The 24942-nt window shown below is 52.1% G+C and carries 18 protein-coding genes, 1 pseudogene and 1 riboswitch; of the genes and pseudogenes, 14 read left to right on the plus strand and 5 right to left on the minus strand.

Annotated features, from left to right (window positions below):
- Nucleotides 1-91 precede the first annotated feature (91 nt).
- Complete coding sequence (locus Hfont_RS08325) at nucleotides 92-1000, plus strand: alpha/beta hydrolase (RefSeq protein ID WP_112991933.1); 909 nt, start codon at nucleotides 92-94, stop codon at nucleotides 998-1000.
- Here Hfont_RS08325 and Hfont_RS08330 read toward each other — a convergent pair.
- On the minus strand, nucleotides 945-4043 hold the full coding sequence (locus tag Hfont_RS08330; protein WP_112991934.1) for an autotransporter outer membrane beta-barrel domain-containing protein: 3099 nt from the start codon (nucleotides 4041-4043) through the stop codon (nucleotides 945-947). The genes Hfont_RS08325 and Hfont_RS08330 overlap by 56 nt on opposite strands.
- Nucleotides 4044-4494: 451 nt before the next feature.
- On the opposite strand from Hfont_RS08330, the gene Hfont_RS08335 reads away from it, so the two are divergent.
- The 4 genes from Hfont_RS08335 (at nucleotide 4495) to Hfont_RS08350 (ending at nucleotide 10869) form a co-directional block, all read left to right on the plus strand.
- The gene (locus Hfont_RS08335; RefSeq protein ID WP_112991935.1) at nucleotides 4495-5274 is read left to right on the plus strand and encodes a ferredoxin--NADP reductase; all 780 of its coding nucleotides are present in this window, start codon (nucleotides 4495-4497) and stop codon (nucleotides 5272-5274) included.
- A gap of 438 nt (nucleotides 5275-5712) precedes the next feature.
- The gene (locus tag Hfont_RS08340; RefSeq protein ID WP_112992417.1) at nucleotides 5713-7431 is read left to right on the plus strand and encodes an efflux RND transporter periplasmic adaptor subunit; all 1719 of its coding nucleotides are present in this window, start codon (nucleotides 5713-5715) and stop codon (nucleotides 7429-7431) included.
- Nucleotides 7431-9428 carry a MacB family efflux pump subunit gene (locus Hfont_RS08345; RefSeq protein WP_241523053.1) on the plus strand — a complete coding sequence of 666 codons (1998 nt, stop codon included), beginning with the start codon at nucleotides 7431-7433 and terminating at the stop codon, nucleotides 9426-9428. Before Hfont_RS08340 ends, Hfont_RS08345 begins: the two co-directional genes overlap by 1 nt.
- 10 nt (nucleotides 9429-9438) lie before the next feature.
- Nucleotides 9439-10869 carry an efflux transporter outer membrane subunit gene (locus tag Hfont_RS08350; protein WP_112992419.1) on the plus strand — a complete coding sequence of 477 codons (1431 nt, stop codon included), beginning with the start codon at nucleotides 9439-9441 and terminating at the stop codon, nucleotides 10867-10869.
- 53 nt (nucleotides 10870-10922) lie between these two features.
- On the opposite strand, the pseudogene Hfont_RS08355 reads toward Hfont_RS08350, so the two are convergent.
- The 3 genes and pseudogenes from Hfont_RS08355 to Hfont_RS08365 all read right to left on the minus strand — a co-directional run bounded on the left by Hfont_RS08355 (nucleotide 10923) and on the right by Hfont_RS08365 (nucleotide 14509).
- Nucleotides 10923-12223, minus strand: a pseudogene (locus Hfont_RS08355) (purine-cytosine permease family protein).
- Nucleotides 12224-12275: 52 nt separating this feature from the next.
- A riboswitch (TPP riboswitch) is annotated at nucleotides 12276-12378 on the minus strand.
- Nucleotides 12379-12724: 346 nt separating this feature from the next.
- Nucleotides 12725-13534, minus strand: a complete 810-nt coding sequence (locus Hfont_RS08360) for a phosphate/phosphite/phosphonate ABC transporter substrate-binding protein (protein ID WP_112991936.1) — start codon at nucleotides 13532-13534, stop codon at nucleotides 12725-12727.
- A gap of 162 nt (nucleotides 13535-13696) precedes the next feature.
- Entirely contained in the window at nucleotides 13697-14509 is an 813-nt protein-coding gene (locus tag Hfont_RS08365; RefSeq protein WP_112991937.1) for a phosphate/phosphite/phosphonate ABC transporter substrate-binding protein, read from the minus strand.
- A 398-nt stretch (nucleotides 14510-14907) separates the two neighbouring features.
- On the opposite strand from Hfont_RS08365, the gene Hfont_RS08370 reads away from it, so the two are divergent.
- The 5 genes from Hfont_RS08370 (at nucleotide 14908) to Hfont_RS08390 (ending at nucleotide 19478) form a co-directional block, all read left to right on the plus strand.
- Nucleotides 14908-15408, plus strand: a complete 501-nt coding sequence (locus tag Hfont_RS08370) for a LapA family protein (RefSeq protein WP_112991938.1) — start codon at nucleotides 14908-14910, stop codon at nucleotides 15406-15408.
- 98 nt (nucleotides 15409-15506) lie between these two features.
- The gene (locus Hfont_RS08375; RefSeq protein ID WP_112991939.1) at nucleotides 15507-15938 is read left to right on the plus strand and encodes a flagellar basal body-associated FliL family protein; all 432 of its coding nucleotides are present in this window, start codon (nucleotides 15507-15509) and stop codon (nucleotides 15936-15938) included.
- 58 nt (nucleotides 15939-15996) lie between these two features.
- The gene (locus Hfont_RS08380) at nucleotides 15997-16239 is read left to right on the plus strand and encodes a DUF1289 domain-containing protein (RefSeq protein WP_112991940.1); all 243 of its coding nucleotides are present in this window, start codon (nucleotides 15997-15999) and stop codon (nucleotides 16237-16239) included.
- Between the two features lie 116 nt (nucleotides 16240-16355).
- Nucleotides 16356-18056, plus strand: a complete 1701-nt coding sequence (locus Hfont_RS08385) for a peptide chain release factor 3 (protein ID WP_112991941.1) — start codon at nucleotides 16356-16358, stop codon at nucleotides 18054-18056.
- 84 nt (nucleotides 18057-18140) lie between these two features.
- Nucleotides 18141-19478: a TAXI family TRAP transporter solute-binding subunit gene (locus tag Hfont_RS08390; protein ID WP_112991942.1), complete on the plus strand. Its 1338-nt coding sequence runs from the start codon at nucleotides 18141-18143 to the stop codon at nucleotides 19476-19478.
- Here the strand turns inward: Hfont_RS08390 and Hfont_RS08395 are convergent.
- A complete protein-coding gene (locus Hfont_RS08395; protein ID WP_112991943.1) occupies nucleotides 19475-19939 on the minus strand; it encodes a rhodanese-like domain-containing protein in 465 nt (154 codons plus the stop codon). The genes Hfont_RS08390 and Hfont_RS08395 overlap by 4 nt on opposite strands.
- Before the next feature lie 121 nt (nucleotides 19940-20060).
- Here Hfont_RS08395 and Hfont_RS08400 point away from each other — a divergent pair, with 121 nt between their 5' ends.
- The 4 genes from Hfont_RS08400 to glnL all read left to right on the plus strand — a co-directional run bounded on the left by Hfont_RS08400 (nucleotide 20061) and on the right by glnL (nucleotide 24884).
- On the plus strand, nucleotides 20061-21314 hold the full coding sequence (locus tag Hfont_RS08400; protein ID WP_112991944.1) for a putative Na+/H+ antiporter: 1254 nt from the start codon (nucleotides 20061-20063) through the stop codon (nucleotides 21312-21314).
- Between the two features lie 305 nt (nucleotides 21315-21619).
- Entirely contained in the window at nucleotides 21620-23035 is a 1416-nt protein-coding gene (gene glnA, locus Hfont_RS08405; RefSeq protein WP_112991945.1) for a type I glutamate--ammonia ligase, read from the plus strand.
- A gap of 215 nt (nucleotides 23036-23250) precedes the next feature.
- The gene (locus Hfont_RS08410) at nucleotides 23251-23736 is read left to right on the plus strand and encodes a DUF4124 domain-containing protein (RefSeq protein WP_112991946.1); all 486 of its coding nucleotides are present in this window, start codon (nucleotides 23251-23253) and stop codon (nucleotides 23734-23736) included.
- Between the two features lie 23 nt (nucleotides 23737-23759).
- Nucleotides 23760-24884 (plus strand): nitrogen regulation protein NR(II), encoded by a 1125-nt coding sequence (glnL, locus tag Hfont_RS08415; RefSeq protein ID WP_112991947.1) that lies wholly within the window; start codon nucleotides 23760-23762, stop codon nucleotides 24882-24884.
- Nucleotides 24885-24942: the final 58 nt, after the last annotated feature.

The following is a 24942-nucleotide window of genomic DNA, read 5'->3' on the forward strand; positions in this document are numbered from 1 at the left end:
TGGATATGCCGCACATTTGCCGGCCTATCCATCGTTTCTCTTCCCGCCTTCATTCTTGCTCTCGTCACCTCAATCGACGGGGAATCTCATCGTGAAACACATCAAACAAGTTTGGCGTGCAGCGACGCGTTCGATTGCAGTGATGCTGGCTATCGGATTTGTCACTGGATGTGCGAGCTCCACTGCAGATCGTTATCGCACTATTGAACAGGAAGCAGCTGCCTCTGGATTTTCAGCATTACGTTTTGACCTTGCTCCGCCAGTGATCGGGATGCTGCGTGCGTCCGGGATTTCACAAGCTGCGTCACGCAACGAACCGCAAACTCTGTGGGTCATGATCGAAGGTGATGGTCGTGCCTGGTTGAATGTGCGGGAGCCGTCACGTGATCCAACGCCTGTCGATGCGGTCGGCTGGCGGCTGGCGCAAAACATATCCAGGGACAATGTGCTGTATCTGGCGCGACCTTGCCAGTTTCTATCGTCGATTGAATTGCAGGCATGTTCCGTTGACGACTGGACCAATGCACGTTTTTCTGAAAAATGGGTAGGGCGTTTGAATGCAGCGATTGATGATGCCAAGCGTACTACGCGTGCGCGACAGATCGTTGTCGCTGGATATTCTGGTGGTGGCGTCATGGCTGCATTGATTGCGGCGCGACGTGACGATGTTGCGATGCTGATTACGATTGCCGCTCCACTCGATCATGCGGCGTGGACAGCACATCATGGCGTAGCGCCATTGAAGGGTTCGCTAACTGTCTTGTCGGTGAGAGAAAGATTGATGCGTCTGCCGCAAGTGCATGTGACAGGTGCCGAGGATAAAGTTGTGCCAACTGGCTTGCTGCAGGATTTTTTGCGTGCGTATCCGGCGGATGTCCCGGCAGAGCTTGTGACCCTGCCCGGGATCGATCACCGTATGCGTACGCAGATCGACATCAGTCGCATCAGAAGTTCCAGATTGCTTTCGCAGTCAATTGATGGCCGAGATACTTATCCTTGATTTCCATATCGTAGCCAATTGCAATCGTGGTGCCTTCTGCTGTGACATTGCGATAACCGAATCCAAGCTGCAAGGAGTCACGTGCCGGTTGTGTGCCATCGAGACGGAATGATGGACCGCCGCTGGCGAAGGTGGCGTTGATCGCCGGAGTATCTGCAAATTCATGCAGGTAACGGGCACGCAAAGTCGCACTGGAAGCTGCACTCAGTTTGTTGACGAACTCCACACCCAATACGCTTTGAGCTGAATTGGCACTTGCGCTGCCAACGTTTTGCGCCGAAGCACCGCCGTTTTCCGAGTACGCGTCGTTAGCGAGATAGCCAAGACGTGCACCCATTAACCAGCGACCACTCCATTTTTCATCCAGTGCAAACGGGATGCCGTATTCGACACGCGCACCGACTTGATAGCCTGAGTATTTGCCGCTCAGTGTTTCGGTAAAGCCTGGGATGATGACCGTGCGTTGGCTGGAATAACGATTGGCAGAAATCGCGACACCTGCATCCAGGGTGTAGCTGGCATCGGTACGGCTGAAGTAGGCACCGACATGGGTGGATTTGACGTCGGTATCATCGCCTGCGCCGCTATCTTTGCCGTCGCTGCCAGCTTGCGTATATCCGCCGGAGAAGCCCAGCATGTCGCGTGTGTTCAGATCGAACTCATAACCGACCGCCAAACCTTGCGCGTCGAGATCGTAACCATTCGCCCCTTTACGTGCATCCTGTTTGGCGATGGCTGCCAGCCCTTGCAACCAGAATCGATTGCCTACTGAGTCGCCACCAGAGAGGCCGGTTTTGCCCATCGCAAGTGGGCCGCCACTACGTGCGCTATCAATACGATTATCGAAGGCAGAGAACACGCTGCCTTGTGCAGCGCTTGCTGCTGATTGCGCGGCCGCATTGGTTTCCGGTGCGAGTTGTGCAGCGGCTTTGCCGACTGCTTCTGCATTTGGCAGCGATTCCAGCGCATTCAACAGGTTCACACTGGATTGCGAACCTGTGCTCAGCATTGCTTGCATACCGTTAGTGAACGCCACGCCGTTTTGTGGAGCAAGCGTTGCCAGGCTTTGTTCACGATGCGCGATCAGTTTTAGATCGTTGCCATCTTTTACCAGCGTGTAGGTCAGGAAGTTCGAGGTGCTATCAACCGTGAGGTTGGCCGCAGTTGCACTGAGTGTGCCGGCATTTAGCAGAGTGTAAGTCGTGCCGTCCGTTACATAGCCGTTCAAAATTGGACGTATGGTTGCACCATCTGTCAGTGTTGCAGCGCTTGTCACCGCAAGTTTGTCGCTCGCGCCGTTTGCACCAACGCGCGCTTCAAGTACGCCGGTCGCTGCCTGTACATAATTTCCTGCAACGCTGACGGTACGGAAAGCACCGCTGTCTGGTGCCTGCAAGGTACCGTTGACAGTCAGGTTGGTAGTAGCAAATGAGCCGTTGACGCGCAGATTGCCACCGAGGACGCTGATGGTCTGGAAGTTACGCAAGCCGCCATCAGCGAAACTTTGTGTGCCGTTGGTGTCCAATGTGTTAACGCCAGCGCCACCATCGATAGAGCCGATCACCGTGCCTCCCAGCAAATGCAGAGTATCGTTGCCGTCGCCCATATCGATTGCCATACCGTTCCTGCCTTCGATACGGCCGGAGTTGCTCAAGGTATCGTTACCGCCACCCATCTGGATCGCGGCTGCGGCTGTGGAGCTCAGCAATTGATCGACGCGTACAGCGTTGGCACCGCCGATGATGACGCCGGTAGCACCATTGGTAACCGTGTCGTCGAAATTTCCTACCAGGCCGATCGCTACCTTTTGATCGCCAGTGATGGTGCCATTGTTGGTAATGGTGACGATGCCGCCGACACCCACACCTGAAGCCGCAGTGCCACGACCTGCGGCCGTTGCTGTGCCGTTTGCGCCGTCATCCACCAGAATGCCGTTACTCTTGCCCCAGATTGATGCGCCCGCATTGTTTGTAATGGTGCCGCCGCCCATCGCGATGCCGTCACCACCATTTGGTTTGCCACCGGAATCGAAGCCACCACCACCCAGACCTTCAATACGTCCGTAATTGCTTACAGTGCCGATACCGTCGATATCGACGCCATCACCGTCGCCATTGCTGGTGGTGCTGATGCCGCCGGTTCCCGGTTGCTGGAATGCATTGCCTTCGCCGGCATAGCGGCCGCTGATGGTGCCGTAGTTGGTCACTGTCGCGGTGCCATCGCTGCCGACGCCTGAACCGTTGCGGCCTATGATTTGGCCGCCGAGCTGATTCGTCACCGTAACTGCGTTATCTGCGGTGATGCCGTGGCGCGGGCCGCTGATGGTGCCGTAGTTTTCAACAACGACGCCAAGATTGCCACCGATATCGATCGCATCGCTGGCACTGATCGCACTGTTGCACGCGGTGCCCAGATAGTCAGGGCATTTCGTATTGACGATGCCATTGCTGATGATCGTGCCGTAATTTGTAATCGTCGTATTGCTGCCGGCGCGAATCGCGTCATCCGCATCTGCACGAATCGTCGCTGCCGTGTTGGTGGCCGAGCCGTTGGTAATAAAGCTGCCAGTCGACGTTGCGCCAATGCCGCGAGAATCAATCGCTTGGCCCGCAGCCGCGCTGCCCGTACTCTTTTGCCAGATGGTGCCCTGATTATCGATCTGTATCGCGATGTTCGCTTTATTGGTGCGAATCACATCATTGCCAGCAGCGGATATGATCGCGCCAGCTGCGTTATTCAGAATCAGTTTGACCCCGTTTCCAGTCACATCAATCGTGCGCTCGGTGCCGGTTTGTTCGATCGTGCCCGCGTTATTCAGCGTCGCTGCACCGCTTGTGCCAGTCACGGTGACAGCGATGGTCGCGCCGCCGAGACTCAAGCTTGCGCCGCTACCGACTGTGCCGGTGTCGCCAGCGGCCAAGGTCTTTGTCGCCGTGCCGGAATCGGTAGGAATCGTGAAGCTCGCTGCCCACAATGGTGAGCAAAAGGCTGCCTGCAAAGCGATGACGAGGGGAAGCGGACGCAGCGAATGACTGAAACGCATTTTATTGTCTCCGAATAAATTGCCGGAGTATGCGTAGCAGTTATGACAAGCTCATTACCGTTTTGTTACAACACAATAAATTATCAAAAAATAACTTTCACTCAATTTGGTTATAAGCAAATGAGAATTCCATCGCAATCAAATTGCGACACTCGGGTATCCTGACGGGCAAGTGTTGCCGTGCTATAACGCTCGCGTTATAATGAGAATAATTCTCAAGTAATGCGCTGTTTGCGACTACGAAAGCCCATCACTGCAGCGTCTTTCGGCCAGTCTGGCCAATACCTGCGACAGTTCAGTCCCGACTGGTAAAATACGCGCTCTTTTTCTCCGGAAACTTGGAGCGCAAGTGGCTTGCGTCCACAGCTTGCTTTCCGCTTATGCGTGGCATTTCGCGCTTTTTTCGTATTTTTGATTTACGACGATTTGATATTTAGGATGTATTGATTTTATGGCCGCTTTTGACACCGTTAAGATTTTGACTGTCCATCACTGGAATAACACGCTGTTTTCCTTCACCACGACTCGTGAACCAAGTTTTCGTTTTGAAAGCGGCCATTTCGTCATGATCGGCTTGCCGATCGATGGCAAGAACGTGCTGCGCGCATACAGTATCGCCAGCCCATCCTGGGAAGAGCATCTGGAATTCCTGTCGATCAAAGTGCAGGAAGGTGCGTTGACCAAGTATTTGCAAAATCTGAAAGTGGGCGACGAGTTGCTGGTCGGCCGCAAACCAACCGGCACGCTGGTGATGTCCGATCTGTTGCCGGCTAAACGTCTGTTCCTGTTCGGTAGCGGTACCGGCCTGGCACCGTTCATGAGCATCATTCGCGACCCTGAAGCTTACGAACGCTTTGATCAAATCATTTTGGTGCACGGTGTGCGTCTGGTGAGTGAACTGGCTTACAAGGATTACATAGCCAATGAATTGCTGGAGATCGAAGGCCTGGGCGAAGAAATCGCTGCCAAATTGCTGTACTACCCAACCGTGACACGCGAAACTTTCATTAATGAAGGTCGCATCACGACCGCAATTGAAACCGGCAAGATGTGCGACGACCTCGGCATTCCACCGCTGGATCCATTGACCGATCGCGCGATGATTTGCGGCAGTCCCGACATGTTGAAGGACACTGCGGCACGACTCGATCATTTGGGCTTTGAAGTATCGGCCGGTATCGGTCAGCCTGGCGATTATGTGATCGAACGTGCATTTGTGGATCGCGGTTAATCATATTTTTCAAAACAGATATTGATGTCGCCGAGTATTGCAATGAGTTGATTGCGGCGAATTGAAAAGTGGCGCTGGATGTTTGCATAAACATCGGCGCCATTTTTGTATCTGCTGCAAGCGACTGCTCACGTTTGCTTCAAGCGCAGTCTGCACTGACACACTCACACACATCTTCTTCACAATTCTTTACCTTGCAGAATCAGGGATTCGCTTGATAAACACAGGCGGACTCGTTATCGTTACCACCTACCAAACGTTTTGCGACGTCGCCAGCCATTCCCTTGCATCATCCGGATAGCCAGCCAGTTCCTTGCAGCATGCATGAATGGACGGCTTTGAAGTACCAGCCTCCTTGTGTGCTGTCAAAGTTGGATGTGATCTTGTTTTATCCTGTTGCCTGATTGAATAACCACCAAACTCTGAATGTCCTTGTCCATGAAGTCATCTTCTTTCCTGTCTACTTTGCGCCAACGTGCTTTGCATCGTTATACCGTGCTGGCTTTGTTGGTCGTGCTGCTCACTGCTGCCGGTTATTGGGGATGGCACAAGTTTTATGCAAAGAAAGATCCGCGTGAAATTTATCAAGTCGCAGAAGTGCAGCGTGGCGATATTCAGGATCTGGTGACGGCAACCGGTACCGTGCAACCGCTCGAATACGTGGATGTCGGTGCGCAGGTATCCGGTCAGTTGAAAAAGCTGCATATTGAAGTTGGTTCGGTGGTCAAAGAAGGCGATTTGCTGGCCGAGATTGATCCGACCGTGTTTCGTGCAACGGTGGATGCACGACGTGCAGGTTTGCGCAATCAACAGGCGACGATGAAGGAGCGTGAGTCGGCATTGGTATTGGCCAACCTGCAATACACTCGTCAAAAAAATCTGATGGCAGCTGATGCCACAACGGCGGAAGCTTTGCAAACTGCAGAAGCAAGCTTGCGTGCAGCCAAAGCACAGATAGATGCGTTGCAAGCGCAGATAGAGCAAACGCAATCGACTTTGCGTGCTGACGAAGCCAATCTTAACTACGCAAAAATTTACGCCCCTATGGCAGGTACTGTTGTGTCGCTGACAGCGCGTCAAGGCCAGACACTGAACGCTAATCAAAACGCACCGACCATTTTGCGTATTGCGGATCTGTCGACAATGACGGTACAGACGCAAGTGTCGGAAGCTGAAGTGGGCAAGCTGAGCAAGGGTATGGAAGTGTATTTCACCACGCTGGGTAGTCAGGGTCGTCGCTGGTATGGTGCCTTGCGCAAGATTGAACCGACTCCTACTGTTACCAATAACGTGGTGTTGTACAACGCCTTGTTTGATGTACCTAACAAGAACCAGGCATTGATGCCTAACATGACGACGCAAGTGTTCTTTATTGCGGCGACAGCGAAGGATGTATTGCTGGTGCCGACTGCTGCGGTGACGATCGCACGAGGTTCTGGTGGTGCAGGTGGAAAACGCGAACGCGGTGAGACTGCAGGAAAATCGACGAATGAAAAATCCGCCGATGCGTCCACCACAAAGAACGCAGCTAGCAAGGCTGAGGCAAAAGACAAACCTGCCGATACTCAAGCTACCGCGCAAACAGCTGGAAAATCAGCTGATCCATCGGGCGATCAGTCATTCACGAACATGACGCAGGAAGAACGTCGCGCGTCATTCGAGAAGATGTCTCCCGAAGAACGCGAAGCCATGCGTGAGCGTCGCCGTGCGATGCGCGAAGCGGCCGGTAAATCTGGCGACTCTGCGTTGGCGCAAAGCGATAAATCGACGGGTGACGAGAAGTCCAAGGCAGGCAGTACAAAATCTGCAGCTGCAGACAAGGTCGATCCGCTTGCAGCAACGTCGAACATAGGTAGTCCTCCAACGTCCTCTGTTTCTACCAGCGGCTTCGCGGAGCAAAGCACAACACGTACGCCACGTAGTGGCACAGTCAAAGTCATAGATCAGGATGGCAAGATCGAACAACGCAAAGTCGAACTCGGTGTTACCAATCGCGTGCAGATGCAAGTAGTGAGTGGCTTGGTCGAAGGCGACACCGTCATTATCGGCATGAAGTTGCCACCATCAAGCAAACGCACACAAGCGGCGACTGGCCAGCAAGGCGGCATGCCACCAGGTATGGGCGGAGCTGGCGCTGGATCAGCACGGGGTCGTTAATGAACAAAGAGATAGACCCAGCCGTCGTGGAAACAGTGCAAGCTGCCGGTGTCCGTGATTCGGATGAGACGCCGCTGATTGAATTGCGCGGCGTGACCAAAACTTACCGCAACGGTGGCCTTGAAGTCGAAGTGTTGCACGGTATCGATTTGAAAATCTATGAAGGCGAGTTTGTCGCCATCATGGGTGCATCGGGTTCCGGCAAATCCACGTTGATGAATATTCTCGGCTGCCTGGATAGACCAAGTACCGGCAATTATTACTTCATGGGGCGTGATGTTTCGGACTTCGGTCGCGATGAACGCGCTTTGTTGCGTCGCGATGATTTCGGTTTCGTATTCCAGAGTTACAACCTGATCGCTTCCGCCAGCGCCGCAGAAAACGTGGAAGTGCCAGCCATGTATTCCGGCTTGCCGCCGGCGGAACGTCACGCACGTGCGCAAGCCTTGCTGGCTGAATTGGGTTTGGCAGACCGCTCGCACCATAGGCCGAACCAATTGTCAGGCGGGCAACAACAACGGGTATCGATCTCGCGTGCGTTGATGAACGGTGGTCGCATCATTCTGGCCGATGAACCGACAGGCGCGCTGGACAGCAAAAGCGGCCAGGATGTGATGAAGCTGCTGGCCGATTTGTCTTCCCGCGGCCACACGGTTTTGCTGATCACGCATGCGAAGGAAGTTGCAGATCACGCGCAGCGTTTGATTGAGATCAAGGATGGCCACATCCTGTCCGACCCAGGTCCTGCACATCCGTCGCCAACACAGACAGACTTTGTACGTCCGGTGGTCGCAGGCATAGGTTCGCGACTGACCGATATGCTGGAAGCGGCGAAGATGGCGCTACGTTCTTTGCGTGCGAATTTTTTCCGTTCTGTGCTGACCTTGCTCGGCATCGTGATCGGCGTTGCATCCGTGATCGCAATGCTGGCAATCGGCGATGGTGCCAAGGCTGAAGTAGTCGAGCGTATCAGTGCCATGGGTTCCAACCTGTTGCTGGTACGGCCGGGTGCGCCGAATCAACGCGGCTTTAATAGTACGGCGACGCTGGTAGTCGATGACGTCAAGGCGATTGACGATTTGCCGAATGTGCTGGCGGCGGTGCCGGAGCAAAGCAGTAGCGTCACTCTGCGTTTTGGTACCTCGGATACGTCTACCAGCGTAACGGGTACGTCGGCAAAATTTCCGCTCGCACGGCAATGGCCGGTAGCGCAAGGCACCTTCTTCAGTGAAGACGATGAAACGAATTACGCCGCCGTTGCGGTACTTGGGAAAACTACGGCGAATGCATTGTTTGGCGACAGTAATCCAATAGGCGAATTCGTACTGATCAACAATCTGTTGTTTCAGGTGGTTGGCATCATGTCGGAACGCGGTGCGTCGCCTATGGGCTCGGATCAGGATGACGTGGTGTTCGTCCCTTACTCAACCAGCAGCCTGCGTTTGTCGGGGCAACGTTATTTACGTAATGTGACTGTGGCCGTGGAAAACGTCGATCACATCGACGATACGCAGGAAGAAGTCGACAAACTGCTGCTGGAGCGTCACGGCACCGTCGATTACCAGATTCGCAATATGGCTTCCATCATGGAAGCGATGGAGCAGACGCAAAACACGCTGACTATTTTGCTTGGTTCGATTGCTGCGATTTCATTGCTGGTCGGCGGCATCGGCGTGATGAACATCATGCTGGTGTCAGTCACTGAGCGCACACGCGAGATCGGCATACGCATGGCGACCGGTGCGCGCGAGAGCAATATCATGCAGCAGTTTTTGATTGAAGCCGTGGTGGTGTCTGCGATAGGCGGTGCCATCGGTGTGGTGTTTGGTTTGGCAACCGCAGCCGTGATTGACGCATTCGGCACTCCTATTAAATATTCAGCAGCACCTGTATTGCTCGCATTCGGTTGCGCGTTCATGACGGGATTGCTGTTCGGTTATCTACCAGCTAAAAAAGCTGCACAACTCGATCCTGTGGTCGCGTTGTCGGCAGAATGAAATGACAGTCATGACTTCACGTTTTAATTCAACAGGGTTTAATTTTCGACGGTCGCGTCTCGCGCTTGCCGTAGCCGTCGTACTTGCACTGAGTGCTTGTGCGCATAACATTGATGCAAGCAAACCGGATGTGGAAATTCCCGCAACATGGGCAGAGGCAGCACCTGCTGGCGTTGAATTGCAGCGCGACTGGTGGCGTGGGTTTGGTTCAGAGGAATTGTCTGGCTTGATCGATCAGTCCCTGGCTGGCAGTCCGGATTTGATCATTGCCGCAGAGCGTGTGACGCAAGCAGAAATTGCTGCGCGCAGCGCCGGTGCATCTTTGTTTCCGTTACTGACTGTGAGTGCGGGCACCGAAACCGGTCAGGTTAAACCAGGCCCGACAGGCAGTGGTTGGAGTAGAAGCGAATCAAGCGGTGTGGCGCTGAGTGTCAATTATGAAGTCGACGTTTGGGGCCGCGTGGCGGCAACCACCAAGAGTGCGAACGCATCGCTGAACGCCAGTCTCTATGGTCTGGAAACGGTGCGTCTGACGCTGACGACTGGTGTCGCGAATGCCTACTTCCAGATACTGGCCTTGCGCATGCAATTGCAAGTGGCACAGGAAAATCTGGCTATTTCAGAAAAACTGTTTGCTATCGTCGAAGCGCGTTATCGCTTTGGCGCAGCGTCTGCCCTGGATGTCAGTCGTCAACGCAGTACGGTGTTGGCACAGCGCGCCACTATTTTTCCGCTACAGGTGCAAGAGCGACAAACCGTCAGCGCGTTAGCGATTCTGCTGGGTCGTCAGCCGCAGGCTTTACAGGTTGCGGCGCAAAGTCTGGAGGTGCTTGCTATACCGGAAGTCAGTGCCGGTTTGCCATCCACGCTGATTACACGCCGTCCCGATGTCGCCAGTGTCGAAGCGCAATTGCTGGCTGGTTCTGCCAATGTGGCAGCGGCACGCGCGGCATTGTTGCCGACGATTTCATTGACAGGCGCTGCCGGTAATTCGAGTGCTGCCTTGCTGTCTCTGGGTAATCCAACATACAGCGTAGGCATCGCAGCATCGATAGTCCAAACACTGTTCGATGGCAATCGCTTGCGCTTGCAGGTGGAAACCAATGAATCGACACGTCGACAACTGGCTGAAAGCTATCGTCGTACTGTGTATACCGCCTTGAAAGAAGTCGATGATGCGCTCGGCAATGCAACGCGCAATCGCGATCAGGAGCAGGCGCAGATCGAAATCAAGAAAGAAGCTTTACGTGCATTGCGCTTGTCCGAATTGCGCTATCGCGAAGGGGCAGATGATTTGAACGCTCTGCTCGATGCGCAGCGCACGCTGTTCACGGCTGACGATAGATTGACGCAGTTGAAGTTGCTGCGTCTGACCGGCACTACCGATGTATTCAAGGCACTTGGTGGTGGCTGGGACAAATCTCAGGTCGCAGCAAGATAGTCGAGAGCGGATGATGAGTGAAATACCAGTATCATCCGTTTCAACTATATTTGTTAAGCCGATTGCAGGGTAGGGTTGCGTGCCATGCGGTAAAGCGATCCCAGCAGCAGCGTGATTGCGAGGCTGGGTAGCGCGGAACCCACTTGCGGCCAGAGCATAGGGCAGATGTGGAATGCTGCGATGCCTATCAGCCAGATCGCGACAGGTACGACATTCACGGTTTTATCTGTCGCAGCTCCATTTTTTGCCAACTGCGAAATGACGACGCCGAACAAAGGTACGAACACCGAACTCAGTATCAGCAGAAAGGGTTCCAGGCCATGCATGGGCAGTATCAGTGCGCAGCAGGTAGCGACCAATGCCAGCGCAATTCCCCAGAAGCGTATCGTGAATTTTCCATTCAGGAAGTTGAGCGAGACTGAGCCGGAATAGACGTCGCCGTAAGCGTTATCCATTTCATCGATCAGAATCAAGCCCAACGCAATCAAACCGCCTTGCGCCAACAATAATGTCGTCATTAGATCGGCACCAGGATTCGACGTACTGACGATCAGCACACCCAATGCATGGCACCAGATATTGGCGATGGCAAAGCCCAGCCATGTACCACGGAAGGTGCTCGCACCGGCCTTGCCGTAACGCGCGAAATCAGCGACCAGAGGTAACCACGACACCGGCATTGCCATCACCAGATCTATGCCTGCGAGCGTACTCATAGAACCATCGCCAGCCTTGTTCCAGATCGCATCCAGACCTTGCGTTTGCGCTTTGATGAAGAATTGATACGTCAGCCAGATTAGCGACAGAATTACCAGAGGCAAGCCGAAGCGGCCGACAAAGCGTCGAACCAGACCGATCATGGAGCCGGTGGCGAGTGCCACCAATAACAAGCCCCAGAAAATTGCCGTGACATACGGAATCCACGCTGCTCAATACCGGTGATGCCTTTGATCAGCGCGGTCGTACCGTCGCGCATGACGACCAGCTCAAATGCGGACCAACCTAACAATTGAATGATGTTCAGAATGACTGGTAATTTTGCGAAGGATGTTCCCAGTGTTTGGCACATCAGGATAGGGCTGGACAAGCCGCGCTCGTATCCTATGTAGGCAACCCAGCCGAGCAGGGCAGCGCCCAGCACTGAGCCGGCGACGATGGCGAACAAGGCAGTTTGGGTGCCGAGTGCGGTGCCGAGGAAGGCGCCGATCTGCATGACCAGCAAGCCTACGCCAAGGCTGAACCAGAGCGCGGCGTGATCGCGGAACGAGAAGACGCGTTCTGCAGCAGGAATTGGTATGAAAGCGGGTGTAAAAGCGGCATTGCTGCTTGCCGCAGGAGTATCGGTTAAAGCCATCATCTTCTTTCAAAAGGATGGCAGGTCAGCCGGTTCTGCGCCGTGGAGGACGGCGATAGTTCGCATGCTTTCCTGCGCGAGGATTACCTCAATCAGGTTCAACGGGTATCTCTCACCCGCGCATGTTCTACCGCGCAGGACCCCGAGCCAGGAATTTCAACTGGGCGCTACTTTGATCTAAAAACTGCTTATAGGCAAGCCATACGTGACTGCGACTGCAGTATGAGGCACTAGAAATGAGGCGTGGGATTTTGGATGTAACAGGGAAGAAAGAGTCGGGCTGCACAGTAAAGCAGGAGGGGGAGCAGCCCGACAGAAATACACATTACTGTATATAAACACAGTATAAGTGTGCTGCCTGTAAAAGTCACGGATTAATTCTTGAGAGCTGAATTGTCGAACGTATCAAGGCTGGGATGTCGCTGGAGTAGAAAGAAAAACGCCCCGCTGAAAGCGAGGCGTTTGATTTGATGCCAGATACCGCGAGGGCAGTTTGTAGATTTACAAGCCTAGACGAGCAGTCGCTTCATCCATCACTTGCGTGTTCCAGGGTACAAAGCCGGTCATGCCGATTTTCGACAGTGCATTTCTGCCTGCTTCGTTTTCCGACAAGTTGAGCAACAGGCTTTTGAGTTTTTCGCGGTCGGATTCACTGAGCTTTTTCGATGCGAGGAATTGTTTGACTGGAATCGGTTTGGTTTCTGCCAAGACGCGACCACCTTTGGCTACCCATGCCTTGGCGACTGCAGCAGAACCCGTGACACCAGCGTCAACAAAACCGTTATCGATCATGAACGGCACGGCTTCCTGATAGCGTGTGGCAGTGAACGATTTTTCCGGTTGTGGAAAATTCAGCTCACGCAGATTGGCGGTAAACATCACGGTAGTAATCGAATCAAGCGAGGGCACGCCGACTTTTTTGGCGCGCAAATCCTGCATGGCTTTCAGTGGTGATGTGCTGGCGACCAGTACGCGTGCGCGGTAATCGGTGAATCCTTTGGCGGTGGCCAGGCCCTCATAGCCATTTTTCTTTACTGCTTGCAGACCGATGTGCGCTGCATGTATGAAGGCGATGTCAAATTTGTTTTCTGCCAGACCCTTGCCAAAGTTCGCAGCGTCTACGCTTTGCAGCTTCACATTTTGTTTGAGTTCTTTTGAAATCAATTGCAACAACGGTTTGTAACGTTCGCTGGCAGGTCCGCCATCTTGATAAGTAACACCTTCGTTAACTGCCAGAACAAGATCTTGTGCTGTTGCTGAGTTGATGCCTGCTGCGAGTAATGCAGTTGCTAAAAAAGAAGTGAGTTTCATATGCTGTATTCAGTGGAGATTGTTTGAAAATTTTAAGAACGCGAATACCGATAAGTACCGCATGAAGATGTTGAAATGATAAAAACTGAAAGGGTAAGAAAAAACGCATTGCGACAAGCAATGCGTTTTTTCTGATCAGCAAGCGCAAGCGCTTGCTATTTTTTACAAGCCGAGACGAGTCGTTGCTTCATCCATGACTTGTGCATTCCAAGGCACGAAGCCTGTCATGCTGATTTTGGACAGCGCGTTTCTACCAGCCTCATTTTCCGACAAGTTGAGCAACAGGCTTTTGAGTTTTTCGCGGTCGGATTCGCTGAGTTTTTTCGATGCGAGGAATTGTTTGATTGGGACTGGTTTGGTTTCTGCGAGGATGCGGCCGCCTTTGGCAACCCATGCTTTGGCTACGCCGGCAGAACCGGTGACACCAGCATCGACAAAACCATTATCGATCATGAAGGGCACAGCATCTTGATAGCGGGTGGCGGTAAAGGATTTTTCCGGTTGTGGAAAATTCAGTTCGCGCAGGTTGGCGGTAAACATCACAGTGGTAATCGATTCAACCGACGGTACGCCGATTTTCTTGCCGCGCAGATCTTGCATGGTTTTCATCGGGGAAGCGTTGGCAACAAGCACACGCGCACGGTAATCGGTAAATCCCTTGGCGGTCACCAAACCTTCGTAGCCATTCTTTTTGACGGCGACCAAACCGACGTGTGCAGGATGAATGAATGCCAGATCGAATTTGCCTTCAGCGAGGCCTTTTTCAAAAACTGAATATTTGTCTACGGTTTGCAGCTTGACGTTTTGTTTGAGTTCTTTTGACAGCAATTGCAGCAATGGTTTGTAGCGTTCACTGGCAGGTCCGCCATCTTGATAAGTCACACCTTCGTTAACGGCCAGGACAAGATCTTGTGCTACAGCGGAATTGATGCCTGCTGCCAGCAATATCATTGCCAACAAAGATGTGAATTTCATATAGGTCGCTCCGTTTAGAATATTTTTTTGAGGTAACTAATTGTAGAGTGAATGTTACATTAAGCAATCAAAAGCAAAGGAAATTTCTTGGTTTAAGTGACAAAAACGCACATAGATTTATTTGAGTTGCGCCAATAAACAGAGGGTTTTTGTCATGGCTGCTGACAGCTTTTGGCCGACAGGATTGCGCAACGAGTATGAGCTGGATGAAGTATGCATCGTGAATGCAGGATAAGGCCTTGCGCTTTGCCACTGTACGTTGCCGTACAAACAATTCCCGTCGAATGAGGGACAATCGCTACATCATCTGATGCACAGCTTTTGTAGCGCGCCGCCAGCCATATCTAGCTCGCGGTGAACGCTCCTTTCTTGAACCTCACATTGAAAGCGCGCACATCATGCAAATTCGGACATTGTTATTTGCCATTATCCTGGGTGCGATAGCGGCATTGGCTGCCTTGAATTGGGAAGCCTTCAATGCACCAACAGCCCTTTGGCTGGGAGGTACGACCGTACAGGCACCCTTGGGTTTGGTGATGCTGGGGCTGACGACATTGCTGGCTGCATTTTTTCTGGCACTGTTCATTCAGTTGCAGTCGCACTCTTTACTGGAGTCGCGCCGTCATACCAAAGAATTGCAGCTTCAACGTGAGCGTGCCGATCAAGCCGAAGCCTCGCGTTATACCGAGCTGCGTCAGTTTATCGAACTGGAAATGCGTACCATCGACAAGCAGAATCTGGAGCTGCGCGGCGCCTTGCTTGATCGTCTGGATCGCTTGAATACCGGCATTGCGACTGCCATTGAGCAATCCGGCAATACGGTTGCTGCGCACATAGGCGAACTGGAAGACAGACTGGAACGCGGTAGTAATGGCGTGACTTTGAACCGTTTGGCATGACGGTTTGAGGGTGGAAATATTTCCTTAAGGAAATTAATTGAGCTGTCCGTCCGGAAACATCGGTTAAACTAAGGCAATTCACCACTCCGGGCATCATCATGGCGAAAGCCAGCGTCAAAACCAAAACCAGGCAAATCGATACGAACGTCATCATTATCGGCGGTGCGTTGGCCATCGTATTGGTAGGCATGCTGTCGGTCTGGCTGTATTTTTCGTATGGTGCGCGCCCGGTGTCGCCATCGACTTATACAAGCTTTGGTCCGGTAGTGGTTCGCAGTTCCGAGTTTGCAATCAAGGCGACGATTGCTGTACAGACACGCAATGAAGATGCGACGTGGCTTGCCAGTAACAAGAAGCAACTGGATTTTGCATTGCAGGCAGCATTGGCCAATGTCGATCTCAAGCGCTTGCGTGAGCCGGAAGGCCTGACTTATGTGCAGACAATTCTGCGCGATGCGGGCAATACTGCTTTGAATACTCGTAATATCGAAGCAGTGCTGCTAACCGACTTCATTGTGCAGGCACAGTAATTTTTGCCGGTTTGATAGACAATGCAGGTTCGATGGATAGAAGCACAGACTATTTCGCATGAGCAACAAAGATAATTCAGTAGATCAAGCAGCAGACCATAATTCGCCAGCCCCGACTCGCAAAGACGTACTTCGCCCGGATTCTCCTTGCGCCGGTTATTGCTCGACTTCACATGGTGACGAAATCTGCAAAGGTTGCGGCCGGACCTTTGACGAAGTGATTAACTGGATCATTTACGACGACGCTGAAAAAGACGCCATCTGGGCCAGGCTGGAAGCCGCCGGCTTGGTAAAACGTTAAGCGTTTCTGCTTCGGCAGGGCTTAAGTACTCAAAACCCATCGCTATTTTCCATAGCCACATTAGACTTCAGGGCCAAGAGACGGTAGACTTTAGCCCTTTTCGCAAGGGCTATTCCATGTCCACTACGCCCGAAACCCTCATGTCCGCTTCCGTCGATTCTGCAACACCCGATTCTGCTATAGACGCAGGATCCGAACCTGAAATACGTTCCGTTTCGTCCGAACTGATCGCCAGCGAAGTGGCGCGCCGTCGCACCTTCGGCATTATTTCCCATCCTGATGCGGGTAAAACCACGCTGACTGAAAAGCTGTTGCTGTTCTCGGGCGCGATTCAACTCGCCGGTACCGTCAAGGGACGCAAGAGCGGCCGTCATGCAACATCCGATTGGATGGATATCGAAAAGCAGCGCGGCATTTCCGTCGCCAGTTCGGTGATGCAGTTCGAATATCGCGACCACGTCGTCAACCTGCTCGACACGCCAGGCCATCAGGATTTTTCTGAAGATACGTATCGCGTATTGACCGCAGTCGATTCCGCACTGATGGTGATTGACGCGGCAAAAGGCGTGGAAGAACAAACGATCAAATTGCTGAACGTTTGCCGCATGCGCAACACGCCCATCATCACGTTCATGAACAAGATGGATCGCGAGACACGCGATCCGCTGGAACTACTGGACGAGCTGGAATCAGTGCTGAAGATCGAATGCGCACCGGTCACCTGGCCGATCGGCATGGGCAAGAATTTCCGCGGCGTGTATCACTTGCTGCGCGATGAAATCATGTTGTTCGCGCCAGGCAGCGAGAAAGCCGATCAGACATTTGAAGTCGTCAAAGGCATAGACAATCCGCGCCTCGCCGAGATGTTCCCGCTTGAGATCGAACAATTGAAAATGGAAGTGGAGCTCGTGCACGGTGCATCGCATCCGTTCGACCTCGACGCCTTCCTGAACGGTACGCGTACGCCAGTATTTTTCGGTTCGGCGATCAACAACTTCGGTGTGCGCGAAATTTTGAATGCGCTGCTGGATTGGGCGCAGCCACCGCGCGAACGCGATGCGACGGTGCGTGCAGTCAAGCCGACTGAATTGCCTTTCTCCGGTTTTGTTTTCAAAATTCAAGCGAACATGGATCCGGCGCATCGCGATCGTATTGCGTTCCTGCGTGTGTGTTCCGGCCGTTTCCAGCGTGGCATGAAGGTCAAGCATTTACGCCTGAACCGCGAGATCAAGGTGTCCAGCGTAGTCACCTTCATGGCGTCCAGTCGTGAGCAGGTGGAAGAGGCATATGCAGGCGACATCATCGGTTTGCCGAATCACGGCAACATGCAGATCGGCGACAGTTTTTCCGAAGGTGAATTGCTGCAGTTCACAGGCATTCCATATTTCGCACCAGACTTTTTCCGCTCGGTGCGCATCCGTAATCCGCTGAAGATCAAGCAATTGCACAAGGGTTTGCAGCAGTTGGGCGAAGAGGGTGCGATTCAAGTCTTCAAGCCGGTCAACAGCAGCGATCTGGTGTTGGGTGGTGTGGGCGTGCTGCAGTTTGAAGTGGTCGCCAGTCGCTTGCTGAATGAGTATGGTGTCGATGCCGTATTTGAAGGTACCAGCATCAGCAGCGCGCGCTGGATTACCTGCGACGACAAGAAGATGCTGGCTGATTTTGAGCGCTCTTCAGCCGGCCACAATCTGTCGCACGATGCGGCTGGCAATCTTGCGTATCTGGCCAGTTCCGGCGTCAATTTGCGTCTGACGCAGGAACGTTGGCCGGGCGTGACTTTCCACGAAACACGTGAGCATGCCGTCAAGCTCGCTTAATGGTGCTTGCTTCGATTGCAACGCCGGTTATCCTTGCGATACCGGCGTTTTTTGTTTGCTTTTGTTGATTGAGTGTCGCTTGTCATGAAAAAAATTCTGAAATTCACCAGCTTTTCCCTGCGCGATCTATTTGTCACGGTCGGGCCGTTGGTGATTTTGATTGCTGCTGCATGCTATTTTGCTTACAAGCTGATCAATCCGTTTCCTCCGTCGCAGGTCGTTTTTTCGACCGGGCAGGATAGTAGTGCTTATGCAGAGTTCGGCAAAAAATATGCGCAGGAACTCGGCAAATTCGGGATTACGACAACACTGAAATCATCGCAAGGTTCAGCGGAAAATTTGCGCCTGTTGAACGATGAAGATTCGGATATCGACATCGCCTTCGTGCAAAGCGGTTCGACCCAACATGCCGATGCCGAGCGCTCCGGTTTGATCTCGATAGGCAGTTTGTTTTATGAGCCGGTCTGGTTGTTTTATCGCGAGAATGCGCAGTTGAAAAATCTGACGCAATTAAAGAAGATGAAGGTCAATGTTGGTACCGACGGCAGTGGCGTACCTAAGTTGTTTAACGCGATTCTCGAAGCGAATGATATTGACATCAATAGCGTAAAAACGAGCAAGCTGGCCGATACGCCGGCGACCGTTGAATTGCTGGCAGGCCGTATTGATGCCTTGGTGTTCAGTTCTGCGCCGGATGGATTATTGATTCAGATGTTGTTGCGAACGCCAGGGATCAAACTGTTTGATTTTTCGCAGGCGGAAGCGTATTCGCGTCGTTTTCCTTATCTGTCACATGTAGTTTTGCCGCGTGGCATTGTCGATTTTTCGCGGGATATGCCAGTCAAGAATTATCATTTGATTGCACCTACAGCCACCCTGGTTGCCCGTGAGGGTTTGCATCCGGCCCTGGTAGATTTGATTGCGCAGGCAGCCGTCAGTATTCACGGCGGCGCTGGGTGGTTTAACAAGAAGGGCGAGTTCCCGAACGGGAGCTACACGGAAATTCCAGTGGCGCCACAAGCCGAGAAGTTCTATCGCGATGGCGCACCGCTGCTGCAGCGTTACTTTCCGTTCTGGGTGGCCAATTTTGTTGAGCGCATGTGGATTGTGATCGTCGCATTGGGTGCATTGATCATTCCCTTGTCACGTATTTTGCCGCCCTTGTACGTATGGAAGGTGCGTTCGCGCGTGTATCGCTGGTATGGGCAATTGCGCTCTGTAGAACAGGCGATTGAGGATGTGCCACCGGAAAAACGTGCGGAGCTTTTCCCGGCGCAGTTGACGCGCTTGACTGAGATTGAAGAGAAAGTGAACCAGATTTCGATTCCACTTTCATTTGCGGATGAGTTATATCGCTTGCGCAGCAATATCAATCTGGTACGCAAGCGTATCTTGTGGCTGAGTGGAGTGAAAGCAGCTTAAGCGCCTATCCAGGGCAGGCCGGCTTTGCACCAGCCATTGACTGTTTTGCGATGGCCTTCGGCATCTTTCTCACCTTCAAATCCTTCGAGTACGTCGAAGGAGTGTGCATAGCCATTTTCCGTCGCCAGCTTTGCTGCGTGACGCGAACGTACCGCGCCGCGGCACAGAAATAACAAGACAGTGTCTTTCTCTGCAACTTGCGCAAGTTGCGACAGGAAATCCGGATTTGGCGTGCCTCCAGGGTACAGATTCCATTGCACGGCGACCTGCTGTTCCGGTGCGACATTGACGCGGCCTATCCAGTCGCGTTCTGCATTTGTGCGTACATCGACTAGTTTTACTTTTGGATTGTCTTGCAAGAGTGCATAGGCTTCTTGCGGTGTCACAGCACCGGCATACGGTAATTGATTGGCTACCCCGCGCGCATGTGCGGTAACAAGGATGTCAGCAGAAGTCGTCATGATGTAGGTTCAGGGTGATAGATCGTTTCATTATAAATGAGCACTTGCTTGCAAGTTTGTCGTCGGCTTGTATGGTGATGTCCATTGTTATAATCGGTGTTCACGTCCTCCAGGCAATCCAATGACCACTATCCAGCTCATCGCAGCGCTCATCTTTGCCATTGCACTTATTCATACATTCGCCGCAAAATCGTTTGAACGATTGGCGCATCATCATCCCAAACACGCGGGCTTATTGCATCTGTTGGGCGAGATCGAAGTCGTCTTTGGCTTCTGGGCCTTTGTATTGATCGTAGTGATGGCCTTGGTATCTGGCGGTACTACTGCACTGGATTATGCAGAATCGCGACAATATACCGAACCGCTGTTTGTCTTCGTGATCATGGTCATAGCCGCTTCGCGCCCGGTGTTGGAAATCGTTAAAATATTGATTGCAACGATTGCGCGTATAGCGCCGGTGAATACGGCAATTGCGCATGTCTGGTTGTGCATGGCGCTGGTGCCCTTGATAGGTTCATTGATTACCGAGCCGGCCGCGATGACGCTGGCTGCCTTGATGCTGGCACCGCTGGTTTTTCGTCAAGGCATTCCTGAGTGGTTGAAATATGGTGCGCTTGGTGTGCTGTTCGTCAATGTGTCTATCGGTGGCACGCTGACATCGTTTGCCGCGCCGCCGGTATTGATGGTGGCATCGACCTGGAGTTGGGATAGTGCTTTCATGGCGGCCAACTTCGGCTGGAAGGCGGCAATCGCAGTCTTGGTCAATGCGACTGGCGTGACTTTCTTGCTGCGTTCTTACATCAAACAGCCTGATGTGAAGAGTGAGCCGGATGCGGAATTGCGTATGCCTCTAATCGTCAGCCTGGTACACCTTGTATTCTTGAGCGGCGTGGTGATCTTTGCTCATCACCCGGTGATTTTTATCGGACTTTTTTTGTTTTTCCTTGGTTTTGCTAAAGGGTATGAGCAATTCCAGAATCCATTGATTTTGAAAGAAGGCTTGCTGGTTGGCTTCTTCCTGGCAGGTTTGGTGGTTTTGGGCGGCATGCAGCAATGGTGGTTGCAACCTATCGTTGCCAGTCTGGAGCCGACGGCACTGTTTTTCGGTGCGCTGGGTTTGACGGCGATTACGGATAATGCCGCGCTGACTTATTTAGGCTCGCTGATCGAAGGGATGTCTGATTCGGCCAAGTACATGCTGGTTGCCGGCGCAGTCGCCGGCGGTGGTTTGACGGTGATTGCCAATGCGCCAAATCCGGCGGGTGTGGCTTTATTGCGTCAGGGATTCAACGATGAATCGATAGGCATGCTTGGTTTATTGTTGGGCGCTCTTTTGCCAACAGCAGTTGCTGTCGTCTTCTTCCTGATTTTTTAATGATCAAAAATAGTGCATTAGTTAACTTTTATTAATAATTTGCACCTTAAAAGTGCTTTATTAAATTAATTCACCATTTTGGTGATTGTTTTTTCAGATCAAAGATTCAAAGCGTGCTCCAAAAGGGCGCTTAGCCAGTAAACATCGGCTGCTCCAGCAAGGTGCGACTATATATTTTTGCTGAAGCCGGTGGCATGGAATCTGCTATCATTTCGGGCGAGTTATGGACACATGCTGTTAGTACACGCACGGCTCACAACCCATTAACTAATTTGTATCACTTTGCTCAATTTTAGGAGATTCGCATGGCAATGACGGCAGCAGAGGTCTTGAAGATGGTGAAAGACAACGAAGTTAAATTCGTTGATTTTCGCTTTGCTGACACACGCGGTAAAGAACAGCACGTCACCGTGCCAGTTTCGCATTTCGACATGGACAAATTTGAATCCGGTCATGCATTTGACGGCTCTTCGATCGCAGGCTGGAAAGGTATCGAATCATCGGACATGTTGTTGATGCCGGATCCAAATACCGCCAACATCGATCCATTCTTCGAAGAAACTACATTATTCATGCAGTGCGACGTGATTGAACCGTCGGACGGCAAAGGCTACGACCGTGATCCACGTTCGATCGCCAAACGCGCAGAAGCGTATTTGAAATCGTCCGGCATGGGCGACACTGCTTACTTCGGCCCAGAACCAGAATTCTTCATTTTCGACAGCATCCGCTGGAAAATCGGCATGGACGGCTGCTTCGTCAAGATCGATTCGGAAGAAGCATCGTGGAGCACCGGCGAAAAACTCGAAGGCGGCAACACAGGTCACCGTCCTACAGTTAAAGGCGGCTACTTCCCAGTACCACCAGTCGACAGCTTCCAGGACATGCGTTCGGAAATGTGCTTGATCCTGGAATCGCTTGGCATTCCAGTTGAAGTGCATCACCACGAAGTTGCTGGCGCTGGTCAAAATGAAATCGGCAGCAAATTCTCGACTCTGGTTGAGCGCGCTGACTGGACCCAGAACTTGAAATATGTCGTCTGGAACGTGGCGCATACCTACGGTAAAACAGCGACCTTCATGCCAAAACCTATCGTTGGCGACAACGGTTCGGGCATGCACGTTCACCAATCAGTTTGGAAAGATGGCAAAAACCTGTTCGCAGGCGACGGCTATGCCGGTTTGTCGGATTTCGCCCTGTACTACATCGGCGGCATCATCAAACATGCTAAAGCACTGAACGCAATCACCAACCCAGGTACCAACTCGTACAAACGTTTGGTTCCAGGTTTTGAAGCACCAGTTAAATTGGCATACTCGGCACGTAACCGTTCGGCTTCGATCCGTATTCCTCACGTTTCGAACCCTAAAGGTCGTCGCGTTGAAGCGCGTTTCCCGGATCCTCTGGCAAATCCGTACCTGTGTTTCGCAGCATTGCTGATGGCAGGTTTGGACGGCGTGCAAAACAAGATCCATCCGGGCGAAGCAGCATCGAAAGATCTGTACCACTTGCCACCAGAAGAAGACGCGTTGATCCCAACCGTTTGCGCTTCGTTGGAAGAGGCTCTGGATCACTTGAACAAAGACCGTGAGTTCTTGACTCGTGGCGGCGTGTTCAGCGATTCCATGATTGATGCTTATATCGAACTGAAAATGCAAGAAGTTCAACGCTTCCGCATGACAGCTCACCCAGTCGAATACGATATGTACTATTCACTGTAAACTATCTTCGGATAGTCGCTGCTGATACAGGGCGAAAAAAGCGGGGAAAGCGCAAGCTTCCCCGCTTTTTTTATTGTTCTGTTATCGCTCGGTAAAGATTATTTGATAAATTGAAGTGTTGCTGACTTGCAGTAAATTGCCGTTCAATGTTTGTCAGCAAGTGTTTCTTGTCCTAAACTAAGTACCCCGGTTTAACAGTTTCAAAAAGAAAGTTTATGAAACGTCAATTCGCCATTCTGTTGTTCTCTGCCGTCGCATTGCCTGCGCTTTCGGCTTTTGCGCAAAGCGAGGTTTATCTGTGTGTCGATAGCAATGGCAATCGTGAATACAAAAATACCGGTGCCACCAAAGGTTGTAAAAGAGTCGATCTGCCCGGCGTAACGACTGTTCCTTCATCCGCCGCCAAAAAGCCAGTGACGCAAACGGTATCGGCCAAACCGACAGACTTTCCGCGTGTCAACGATACGGTGCAGAAAGCGCGTGACAGTGATCGCAAGCAGATTCTGCAAGATGAAATGAGGACAGAAGAACAAAAGCTGGCGACTATTCGTAGTGAATACAATAACGGTGAACCGGAGCGTCGCGGCGACGAGCGTAATTATGCAAAATATCAGGAGCGCACTGCCGCACTGAAAGACGATCTTGCGCGTACAGAAAAAAATGTGGAAGCATTGAAACGAGAGCTAGGCAACCTGAAGTAGATCGCTCAAGCAAGATCGGTACGATGTTTGCTAGGATTAAGCCGCGTTATGCGGCTTTTCTTTTTTGGATTCCTGTGAAAAAACCTTTAATTTCCTTTGGCGGTCTTGATTTGCTCGCATCAGCTGTGCTGGTGCTGAATGCGGAAGGCCGTATCTCCTATGCCAATCCTGCGGCAGAAAACTTGCTGGAAAGTTCTAGCAAGACCTTGCTCAATCACAAACTGACTGAGCTGTTCCTTAATTATGAGGAGCTGGAGGAAGTATTCCAGCAGGCAGTAGAACATCAGTTTGCCGACAAGCGGCAAGACCTGACGCTGGAGAGAGTAGGGCGTGAACCTTTGCAGGTACATACGGTGGTGACCGCACTGGATGATCCCGATTCTCCGGTATTGATCGAGTTACGGGAAAACGTCCAGCAATTGAAACTGGATCGCGAAGAACGTTTGATCGATCAAAGCCAGGCCAACAAGGAGCTAATTCGTAATCTGGCGCATGAGATCAAGAATCCGCTGGGCGGCATACGTGGCGCGGCACAATTGCTTGAACTGGAATTACCCGAGCGCCATTTGAAAGAACTGCGCGAATACACGCAAGTCATCATCAAGGAAGCTGATCGACTGCAGACTTTGGTAGATAGATTGCTGGCACCGCACCGCAGTCCGCATATCGTAGGCGACGTGAATATTCATGAGGTATGTGAGCGCGTGCGCAGCCTGATCGTCTCCGAGTTCCCGGCTGGCTTGAAGATCAAGCGCGACTATGATTTGTCGGTACCGGAATTTCGTGGCGACAAGGAACAACTGATACAAGCGGTATTGAACATTGCACATAATGCCGCGCAAGTGCTTTCTTCCCGCATGAAAACAGGCGACGCCGAAATTACCATCCGTACCCGTATTGCACGACAAGTGACGCTAGCCAAGGTGCGGTACCGGCTGGCATTAGACTTGCATATCATTGATAACGGACCGGGCATCCCGCCGGACATTCAAGACCGCATTTTTTATCCTCTGGTTTCAGGCCGGGATGGCGGTAGTGGATTAGGGTTGACGTTGGCGCAAACATTCGTGCAGCAACATATGGGCGTGATTGAATGTGACAGTCGGCCGGGATGTACGGACTTCAGAATTCTGATTCCATTGCCGTGACAGTTTCAAGATGGTCGCAGCAATGAATCAATAACTTTGCAATATGACTGCGGATATT

This window comes from Herminiimonas fonticola, assembly GCF_003293745.1.
Classification (GTDB): Bacteria; Pseudomonadota; Gammaproteobacteria; order Burkholderiales; family Burkholderiaceae_D; genus Oxalicibacterium; species Oxalicibacterium fonticola.

Coding starts and splice junctions, on each gene's coding strand:
- Hfont_RS08330 (WP_112991934.1), bottom strand. CDS start 4,043: ATGCGTTTCAGTCATTCGCTGCGTCCGCTTCCCCTCGTCATCGCTTTG.
- Hfont_RS08335 (WP_112991935.1), top strand. CDS start 4,495: ATGGCCGCTTTTGACACCGTTAAGATTTTGACTGTCCATCACTGGAAT.
- Hfont_RS08340 (WP_112992417.1), top strand. CDS start 5,713: ATGAAGTCATCTTCTTTCCTGTCTACTTTGCGCCAACGTGCTTTGCAT.
- Hfont_RS08345 (WP_241523053.1), top strand. CDS start 7,431: ATGAACAAAGAGATAGACCCAGCCGTCGTGGAAACAGTGCAAGCTGCC.
- Hfont_RS08350 (WP_112992419.1), top strand. CDS start 9,439: ATGACTTCACGTTTTAATTCAACAGGGTTTAATTTTCGACGGTCGCGT.
- Hfont_RS08360 (WP_112991936.1), bottom strand. CDS start 13,534: ATGAAACTCACTTCTTTTTTAGCAACTGCATTACTCGCAGCAGGCATC.
- Hfont_RS08365 (WP_112991937.1), bottom strand. CDS start 14,509: ATGAAATTCACATCTTTGTTGGCAATGATATTGCTGGCAGCAGGCATC.
- Hfont_RS08370 (WP_112991938.1), top strand. CDS start 14,908: ATGCAAATTCGGACATTGTTATTTGCCATTATCCTGGGTGCGATAGCG.
- Hfont_RS08375 (WP_112991939.1), top strand. CDS start 15,507: ATGGCGAAAGCCAGCGTCAAAACCAAAACCAGGCAAATCGATACGAAC.
- Hfont_RS08380 (WP_112991940.1), top strand. CDS start 15,997: ATGAGCAACAAAGATAATTCAGTAGATCAAGCAGCAGACCATAATTCG.
- Hfont_RS08385 (WP_112991941.1), top strand. CDS start 16,356: ATGTCCACTACGCCCGAAACCCTCATGTCCGCTTCCGTCGATTCTGCA.
- Hfont_RS08390 (WP_112991942.1), top strand. CDS start 18,141: ATGAAAAAAATTCTGAAATTCACCAGCTTTTCCCTGCGCGATCTATTT.
- Hfont_RS08395 (WP_112991943.1), bottom strand. CDS start 19,939: ATGACGACTTCTGCTGACATCCTTGTTACCGCACATGCGCGCGGGGTA.
- Hfont_RS08400 (WP_112991944.1), top strand. CDS start 20,061: ATGACCACTATCCAGCTCATCGCAGCGCTCATCTTTGCCATTGCACTT.
- glnA (WP_112991945.1), top strand. CDS start 21,620: ATGGCAATGACGGCAGCAGAGGTCTTGAAGATGGTGAAAGACAACGAA.
- Hfont_RS08410 (WP_112991946.1), top strand. CDS start 23,251: ATGAAACGTCAATTCGCCATTCTGTTGTTCTCTGCCGTCGCATTGCCT.
- glnL (WP_112991947.1), top strand. CDS start 23,760: ATGTTTGCTAGGATTAAGCCGCGTTATGCGGCTTTTCTTTTTTGGATT.